Origin of the sequence: Streptomyces sp. SID11385, from assembly GCF_010548245.1 — a bacterium.
GTDB lineage: Bacteria > Actinomycetota > Actinomycetes > Streptomycetales > Streptomycetaceae > Streptomyces.
In genome coordinates this window covers 1-6569 of record NZ_JAAGLR010000575.1, presented here as the reverse complement: position 1 = coordinate 6569, position 6569 = coordinate 1, and the positions used below count along the sequence as shown (strand labels likewise).

Below are 6569 nucleotides of genomic sequence, written 5' to 3'. Positions count from 1 at the left end.
CGAGACCCCCGCCACCGCCGCCCGCCTCCTCGAAGGCCCGCACCCGGGCGGCGCGTTGCTCCTCACGACCGGCCGCCTGCCCACGGACCCGGCCACCCGCGCCCGGCTCGCGGCGACGTGGGCCCCGGGGCCACCGCCGACGGGACCGGTCTCGCTCCTCGGCCAACCACTGGGCGGCGCGCGGGACATGACGGCCGTGGTGCTGTGGCGGCGGTGAGGCGGGTCAGGGCTTGCGGGCGACCGCCGCGTACCCGGAGCTGAAGGTGCCCTCGCCCGCCGGTACCACCTCGCCCAACTCCGGGTGCCAGTCCTCCAGCACCGCGACGCCGGGCGCCACGAGTTCCAGGCCGTCGAAGAAGGCGGTGAAGCGGGCCCGGTCGCGCAACTCCATCGTCATGGCACCGGACTTGTAGAAGCCGGTGACCCCGCTCGCCATGTCCTTCGGGGCGAAGTCGGCCGTCAGGTTGGAGAGGGTGAGGTAACTCCCGGGCGCGAGCGCCGAGACGAGCCGTTCCACCAGCTCGCCCGCCCCGTCCTCGTCGCTGAGGAAATGCAGCAGCGCGATGAGCGACAGCGCGACGGGTTCGCCGAAGTCCAGTGTTCTGGCGGCCTGTTCGAGGATGAGGTCCGTTTCCCGCGCGTCCGCTTGGACGTAGTCGACGACGCCCTCGGGGGTGCTGTCGAGCAGCGCGCCCGCGTGGGCGAGCACGATGGGATCGTTGTCGCAGTAGACGACGCGCGCCCCGGGCACCGACTCCTGCGCGATGCGGTGGAGGTTCGGCTCCGTGGGTATCCCCGTGCCGATGTCCAGGTACTGCCGCACCCCGCGCTCCGCGAGCCAGCGCGTCGACCGGTGCATGAAGGCACGGTTCTGCCGCGCCGCCAGCGGAATGCCGGGCGCGACCGCGAGCAGCTTCCGCCCCAGCTCCTCGTCCACCGGGTAGTTGTCCTTGCCGCCGAGGTACCAGTCGTAGAGCCGGGCGGGGTGCGGGCGGGTGGTGTCGATGGCGGGGGAGGGGCTGTCCGGGGTCGCTTCGGCCACTTGGGTCTCCAAATCTCCAGCGGTACGGGGGAGTCGGGGTGAGCGCGGGGCGGGCGGGTTCAGGGCTTGCGGGCCACCGCCGAGTAGCCGGCCTTGACGACGTTCTCCTCGCCGGGGACCGCCTCGCCGAGTTCGGGGTGCCACTCGCCCTCGGAGACGATGCCGGGCTCCACGAACTCCAGGCCGTCGAAGAACCGCACGAACTCCGCGCGCGGGCGCGGGTGGAGCGAGGCCGTGCCGGACTGGTAGAGGCTGCCGACCTGTTCGGCCTTCTCGGGCTGGAAGTCGGCGGTCACGTGCGAGAGCACGAGGTAACTCCCGGGCGCCAGAAGGTCGACGAGCCCGGAGACGATCTCGTGGGCACCGGCCTCCCCGGCGGCGCTGTTCCCGTCCCCGACACGGTTTCCATCCCCGACGAAGTGGAGCAGCGCGATGAGCGAGAGGGCCACCGGCTTGCTGAAGTCGAGGGACTTGGAGGCACGTTCGACGATCGCCGCGCTGTCGCGGACGTCCGCCTGGACGTAGTCGACGGAACCCTCCGGGTGGCTGCGCAGCAGCGCCTCCGCGTGGGCGAGGACGATCGGGTCGTTGTCGCAGTAGACGATCCGGGCGTCGGGGGCGACGCCCTGGGCCACCTGGTGGAGGTTGGGCGAGGTGGGAATGCCCGTGCCGATGTCGAGGAACTGCCGTACCCCCTGCGAGGCGAGCCATCGCGTGGCCCGCCGCATGAACTCCCGGTTCATGCGGGCGAGGACGGGCACGTTCGGCTCGATGGCGAGGACCTTGCGGCCCATCTCCTCGTCGACGGGGTAGTTGTCCTTGCCGCCGAGGAACCAGTCGTACATCCGCGCCGGGTGCGGGCGGGTCGTGTCGATGTAGGGGGAGGGGGCGGATTCGGTCATGCCGGGCTCCAAGGCGTGTGCGATGAGAGGTGGTTCGTCGTTCGTGGGGAGAAGGGCGTCACGGCTTGCGGGCCACGGCGAGGTAACCGGCCTTGACGGCGTGCTCGGCACCCGGGAGAAGGGCGTCACGGCTTGCGGGCCACGGCGAGGTAACCGGCCTTGACGGCGTGCTCGGCACCCGGGACGGGGAAGCCCAGCTCGGGGTGCCACTCGTCGCCGGTCACGATGCCGGGTTCGACCAGTTCCAGGCCGGTGAAGAACTTCTCGTAATCGGCGCGCGAACGGGTGTGGAGGGAGGCGGAGCCCGACTTGTAGAGAGCACCGACCTGCTCGGCGTCCTTCGGGCGGAAGTCGTGGGTCGCGTGCGTGATCACGAGGTAACTCCCCGGCGCGAGCCGCGACACGAGCCCGGACACGATGTCCTGGGCGCCGTCCTCGTCGCTGATGAAGTGCAGGAGCGCGACCAGCGAGAGGGCGACGGGCTTGGCGAAGTCCAGGGTCTTCGCGGCGCGTTCGACGATCGCCGCGCTGTCGCGGACATCGGCCTGGACATAGTCGACGGCGCCTTCGGGAGTGCTGCGCAGGAGCGCTTCGGCGTGGGCGAGGACGATCGGGTCGTTGTCGCAGTAGACGATCCGGGCATCGGGCGCGGCCTCCTGCGCCACCTGGTGCAGATTCGGCGAGGTGGGGATTCCGGTGCCGATGTCGAGGAACTGCCGTACGCCCTGGGAGGCGAGCCACCGCGTGGCCCGCTGCATGAAGGCCCGGTTCATCCGCGCGAGCACCGGGGTGCCGGGCTCGATGGCGAGGACCTTGCGGCCCATCTCCTCGTCGACGGGGTAGTTGTCCTTGCCGCCGAGGAACCAGTCGTACATCCGCGCCGGGTGCGGGCGGGTCGTGTCGATGGCGAGCTCGCCGTCCTCGGGCTGTGCTGCGGTCATGCCGGGCCCCCAGATGCCGTCACGAAGAAACCGGAAGGAATCATGTACCGCCGAGCGTATGCGAGTTGACGAGGATACGCAGGAGGGGGCCGTGAGCGGGGGGACGTACGGGACGGAGCGCCCCGAACCCGCCCCGCGGCGCCCCGTACCCGGCGGCGGGGCGCCCCGGACCCGTGTCGCGTCCGGAACGCCCCGCCGTCGGGCGGTCGTTCAGTTGCCCGAGACCGTGACCTTGTCGTCGTTCTTCAGTTCGTTGACGAGTTGCTTGACCTTCGGCATGTCCCAGGCCAGGTTGCCGCCGACGCTGCCCGAGATCGGCATGTTCATCTGCTTGCCGTCGCCGCCCGTGACGCCCTTCATCGCCCAGAACATCGAGACGAGGTTCCAGAGGCTCATGTCCTTGTCCACGACGAGCGAGTCGAGGCCCGAGCCCATCACGGGGTAGAGCTTGAAGGGGTTGAGGACCGTGCTGGGGGTCGCGACCTGGTGGGCGAGCGCGGCGAGGAACTTCTGCTGGTTCTTCGTGCGGTCGAGGTCGCTGCCGGGCAGCGCGTAACGGGTGCGGACGAAGGCGAGGGCCTGTTCGCCGTTGAGGGTCTGCTTCCCGGCCTTGAAGTCGGCGCCCGACTTCTTGTCCTTGAAGCCCTTCGGGATGTCCATCTCGACACCCCCGACCGCGTCCACGATGCTCGCGAAGCCGCCGAAGCCGATCTCCGCGTAGTGGTCGATGTGCAGCCCGGTGTTGTACTCGACCGTGCGCACGAGAAGCTCGGGGCCGTCGAAGGCGTACGCGGCGTTCAGCTTGTTCGCGCCGCGCGCCGCGTACATCTTGCCCGAGTCCGAGCCCTTGAAGGACGGGATCGTGACGTTCGAGTCACGGGGCAGCGAGATCATCGTGGTCCCGTTGTCGCCCGTGTGCAGGATCATCATCGAGTCGGTGCGCTTGCCCGCCGCGTAGCCGGTGTGCAGGCGCTTCTGGTCGTCCTTGGACATCCCCTCGCGGCTGTCGGAGCCGACGATGAGGTAGTTGGTGCCCTTGCCCTCGTCCGGGCGGTCGATGACCTTGGACAGGTCGACCTCGCGGCGGATCTTGCCGTCCGCCCAGAAGTACGTCGAGACGGTCGTCACGACGAGCGCGGCCACGACGACGATCGCGGTCCACTTGATGCGCTTGCGCCAGTTCGGCGCGGGGCGCGCCGGCCGGCTCCGCGCCGGGCCCCCGGGGCCGCCGGGCCCGCCGGGGTGCTGCGGGCCGCCGGGCGAGCCGTAGACCTGCCCGGTGTTGTAGCCGCTGTCGTACTCGCCGTAGCCGTCCTGGTACGGGCCCTGCTGCTGCCCGTACTGGTCCGGCGGCGGGTACTGGCCGGCCTGTTGCCCGTACTGCTGCTGCGGGGGTACGGGGGCCGGGCCCCCCGGCCCTCCGGGCCCGCCGCGCCGCACCTGCGGCATCGAGCGGGCGCCCTCGGGCTGCGCCTCGGCGCTCCCGCGTCCGTATCCCCGGCTGTCGGATCGCTCTCCGCCCCAGCTCTGCGGCCTCTCGTTCATGTGACAAGTCTGCCGCCCCCGGGGCCTCGCCATACAGGGCGGGAAGGAATCGGGGCGGGCCTGTTGCAGAGCTGATGCAAAAGCGGGGGTGTCCGGGCGGACATAAAGTGGACGGTATGACTGACCCGGCACCGCGTACGGACCCGGAGATCCCGGGCAAGCCGACCTCGGCCTCCCGTACGACGCTCTCGCACATCATGACCGCCACCGACACGAACCTCTACGGCACCGGCCACGGGGGCGTGATCATGAAACTCGTCGACGACGCCGCGGGCGCCGTCGCCGGACGGCACTCGGGCGGGCCCGCGGTGACGGCCTCGATGGACGAGATGGTCTTCCTGGAGCCGGTCCGCATCGGCGACCTCGTGCACGTCCACGCGCAGTGCAACTGGACCGGGCGCACGTCGATGGAGATCGGCGTGCGGGTCATGGCGGAGCGCTGGAACGAGTCGACCCCTGGCCAGCAGGTCGGCACGGCGTACCTCGTCTTCACGGCGGTCGACGCGCAGGGCCGTCCCCGCCCCGTCCCCCCGGTCCTCCCCGAGACGGACACCGACGAGCGCCGCTTCCAGGAGGCCCAGATCCGCCGCACCCACCGCCTCGCCCGCCGCCGCGCGATCCGCGAGCTGCGCGAGAAGCGGGTGGCGGAGGGACTGCTGGACTGAGGGGCTGCTGGACCGAGGGGCGGCGGAGGGGCCGGGAGGGCTCGCGGGTCCGTCACAGGCGGCACGTCACGACGGGCACGTCACCTCGTCCCCCCGGACCGCCCCGTACGCGTTCTCCTTCGGGGCCTGGGACGGGTCCTCCGCGCGGACCTTCGCGACGGCCGGGGTGTCCTTGCCGACCGTGACCTCCAGGGTGGCGCCGAGGCCCTTGCGGGGGACGAGGGGCGTGTGGGGCAGCGCGGTGGCGAGGCTCTTGGCGGAGCGGTCCCAGCCGGGGTCGTAGGCGATCGTCGTCCGTGCGGCCTGGGCGGGCCGCTCCGCGCTCGCCGTCGCCGTGAAGCCCGTCGCCCGCAGGGCCTTCGCCACGCGCTCCGCCTCGCCGTCGGTCTCCGTGCCGTTCAGGACCCGTACCGAGATCTGCCGCGGCGGGACGTCGACCGGGAGGGGGGCCGGGCCCGCGGCCGGCTTGTGGGCGGCCAGCGGGCGGTCCTCGCGCAGGGCCGTGAAGAGGGCGTTCGCGCGGCTCGCGTCCCACACCAGCGTGTCGCCGACGTGCGGGACCCGGCGGCCCTTCGGCGCGAGCGGCATCGAGACGAACTCGGAGGAGGAGGGGCCGAAGCCGCGCATCGCGCGGGCGAGGTCCAGGATCTCGTCCGTGCCGAAGCCGTTGTCGGCCCGTACCGACGACAGGAGCGCGTTGGCGACCTCGTGCAGCCGGACCGGGTTGAGGAGCGTGCCGCCGCTCGTCGCGCGGTCCACGACCGCCGCGAGGAACCGCTGCTGCCGCCGCATGCGCCCGAGGTCGCTCGCCGCGTCGACGTGCCGGGCCCGTACGTACTGGAGCGCCTGCCCGCCGTCGAGCGTGTGCGAGCCCGCGGCGAGATCGAGGCCCGTGTACGAGTCCTTGAGCGGCTTCGTCGTGCAGATCTCGACGCCGCCGAGCGCGTCCACGGTCCGCATGAAGCTCGTGAAGTCGACCTCCACGTAGTGGTCGATCTTCACCTTCGTGAGCTTCTCGACGGTCCGTACGATGAGCTGCGGGCCGCCCTCCGCGTACGCCGCGTTGAGCTTCACGGGGTGCTCGTGGTGGTGCTCGCCCGAGGTGCGGTCGACGTGCGGCGGGAGCATCGCGTACGAGTCGCGGGGCAGGCTGACGACGCTCGCGCGGGAGTGGTCGGCGGACAGGTGCACGATCATCAGCGTGTCCGTGCAGTGGCAGGGCGCGCCGCCGAGCCGGTACCGGCGCCGCGTCTCCTCGTCGAGGTGCGCGCGCTCGTCGGTCCCCGCGAGCAGCAGGTTCATGCCGTGCCCCGCGGCAGGGCGCTCGGGCCCCGCGAGGCCCTTGAACGCGTCGACGCGCCCGATCTTGTGGTCGACGCCGCTGAGCAGCGTGTGCCCGGCCCCCGCGGCGAGCAGCACCGCGAGGGAGCAGCCGGTCAGCCCGCGCACCGCCCAGCGCAGCGCCCGGCGGCGA

7 protein-coding genes are annotated in these 6569 nt (G+C 71.8%); 2 read left to right on the top strand and 5 right to left on the bottom strand.

Annotated features, from left to right (window positions below):
- Positions 1–217: hypothetical protein (locus G3I42_RS17540; RefSeq protein WP_164287059.1), on the top strand; the 217-nt coding region annotated here is incomplete at its 5' end.
- A 6-nt stretch (positions 218–223) separates the two neighbouring features.
- On the opposite strand, the gene G3I42_RS17535 is transcribed toward G3I42_RS17540, so the two are convergent.
- The 4 genes from G3I42_RS17535 to G3I42_RS17520 all read right to left on the bottom strand — a co-directional run bounded on the left by G3I42_RS17535 (position 224) and on the right by G3I42_RS17520 (position 4430).
- Positions 224–1042 (bottom strand): SAM-dependent methyltransferase, encoded by an 819-nt coding sequence (locus G3I42_RS17535; protein ID WP_343244574.1) that lies wholly within the window; start codon positions 1040–1042, stop codon positions 224–226.
- Between the two features lie 59 nt (positions 1043–1101).
- Positions 1102–1944, bottom strand: coding sequence for an SAM-dependent methyltransferase (locus tag G3I42_RS17530; RefSeq protein WP_164287055.1), 843 nt, complete (start codon positions 1942–1944; stop codon positions 1102–1104).
- Positions 1945–2069: 125 nt separating this feature from the next.
- Positions 2070–2885 carry an SAM-dependent methyltransferase gene (locus G3I42_RS17525; protein ID WP_164287053.1) on the bottom strand — a complete coding sequence of 272 codons (816 nt, stop codon included), beginning with the start codon at positions 2883–2885 and terminating at the stop codon, positions 2070–2072.
- 210 nt (positions 2886–3095) lie between these two features.
- The gene (locus G3I42_RS17520) at positions 3096–4430 is read right to left on the bottom strand and encodes an LCP family protein (protein WP_164287051.1); all 1335 of its coding nucleotides are present in this window, start codon (positions 4428–4430) and stop codon (positions 3096–3098) included.
- A gap of 116 nt (positions 4431–4546) precedes the next feature.
- Here G3I42_RS17520 and G3I42_RS17515 point away from each other — a divergent pair, with 116 nt between their 5' ends.
- The gene (locus G3I42_RS17515) at positions 4547–5095 is read left to right on the top strand and encodes an acyl-CoA thioesterase (RefSeq protein WP_164287049.1); all 549 of its coding nucleotides are present in this window, start codon (positions 4547–4549) and stop codon (positions 5093–5095) included.
- A 66-nt stretch (positions 5096–5161) separates the two neighbouring features.
- On the opposite strand, the gene G3I42_RS17510 is transcribed toward G3I42_RS17515, so the two are convergent.
- Positions 5162–6569: LCP family protein (locus tag G3I42_RS17510; protein WP_239096520.1), on the bottom strand; the 1408-nt coding region annotated here is incomplete at its 5' end.